The sequence below is a fragment of the Dokdonella sp. genome, assembly GCF_019634815.1.
GTDB lineage: Bacteria > Pseudomonadota > Gammaproteobacteria > Xanthomonadales > Rhodanobacteraceae > Dokdonella_A.
In genome coordinates this window covers 1-1154 of record NZ_JAHCAP010000057.1, presented here as the reverse complement: position 1 = coordinate 1154, position 1154 = coordinate 1, and the positions used below count along the sequence as shown (strand labels likewise).

Annotated in this window: 3 protein-coding genes; 1 reads left to right on the top strand and 2 read right to left on the bottom strand. The window is 66.4% G+C overall.

What is annotated here, in order from left to right; all coding sequences use genetic code 11:
- Window positions 1-319: RES family NAD+ phosphorylase (locus tag KF759_RS14210; RefSeq protein ID WP_291226500.1), on the bottom strand; the 319-nt coding region annotated here is incomplete at its 3' end.
- Window positions 316-777 carry an antitoxin Xre/MbcA/ParS toxin-binding domain-containing protein gene (locus KF759_RS14205; RefSeq protein ID WP_291226499.1) on the bottom strand — a complete coding sequence of 154 codons (462 nt, stop codon included), beginning with the start codon at window positions 775-777 and terminating at the stop codon, window positions 316-318. The genes KF759_RS14210 and KF759_RS14205, both read right to left, overlap by 4 nt.
- On the opposite strand from KF759_RS14205, the gene KF759_RS14200 reads away from it, so the two are divergent.
- The coding region (locus KF759_RS14200) for a hypothetical protein (RefSeq protein ID WP_291226498.1) at window positions 776-1154 on the top strand (379 nt) is incomplete at its 3' end. The genes KF759_RS14205 and KF759_RS14200 overlap by 2 nt on opposite strands.

The window sequence follows — 1154 nt, the reverse complement described above, 5'->3', positions numbered from 1 at the left end:
AGTGCGATCCATACTGACGCGATATTTCGGTGTGCGGAATGGCATCCCATCCCCTGGGCAGGTCAGCGGATGCAATGAGCTTGCGTCGTGCCCACACCCTGGCAGGCACGTCGATTTCCACCAGGTAGCGATGGATGGGCAGGCCGTGCGCCTGGATGTGCGCCACTGTTTCGAGCACGGCCAGCGCAATGCTCGTGGCCGCATACACCACCCGTTCGCCTTCCTGATTCCAGCGCCCCGGGGAGAGCGCAGCGCCGGCGCCCGACAGGTCGTCGGCCTTCCAGCCGGGCCCGCGCGAGCCGATGCGCGCCAGTTTCACTGATAGGCGCCGCTTTGCGCAGCGCCCAGGATGCGCAACACCGATGCCCTGCCGCTGGGCGTGTCCATCACTTCGATGGGGGCCTTGTTGCCCAGGGCGGGCTGGGGTTCCCTGATCCAGCGACCGACCCAGCGCGCGGCGTCGAAGCGCTTGGCCGCCGGATCGTTTTCGAGGGCCAGCATGTCCTCGACCTTGTTCACCAGTTCGAGCAGGCCCAGCACCGATTGGCCGGTGGTGCCATCGAGGTCGGACTTCTCCCGCATCTTTTTCGTGTAGGTGGCCTTCGGAATGCCCATGTGGGACTGAAACTCGGCGCCCGTCAGGTCCAACTGGCCGAGCAAGCCGCGCACGATGTCGGCCGGCACGCCCTGACGCTCGATGCGCATGCGCTCATCGAGCGGTGCGCTGCGCAAGCCACGGCGAAACGCGGTGATCTTCTTGAGCTGCGCGGTGGCCATGGTGTCCTTCGTTGGCTATTTTTGTTCTTTTTATAGCATATTTGTAGTCGCAATGGCGCAGTGCGTGGCGGACGGTCCGCGCGGGCGCACGAGGTCGCGCAAGCCCGGCTTTGGCGACCGCGCCGGCACGGGCGCGGCCCTCACGCCCTTCGGCCAGCCTTATGTCATCGTCGCGCGCAAGATCAAGGACGGCGACCCGGCCACTGCCGTCATCACCGAAAGCGGCAGCGCGCTGCCGGAAAAGCTCCCCGGCATCGGCGTGGAGAACGAGGCCAATGCGGTGACCGGCCTCAAGCGCGACATCGCCGCGCAGACCAACCAGAACTACCAGACCGTGACCGGCCTGATCCCCGCCGGAACGCGCACCGCGCAGGGCA

Excerpts from the sequence above, each read along its gene's own strand:
- KF759_RS14205 (WP_291226499.1), bottom strand. The coding sequence starts at position 777 with ATGGCCACCGCGCAGCTCAAGAAGATCACCGCGTTTCGCCGTGGCTTG.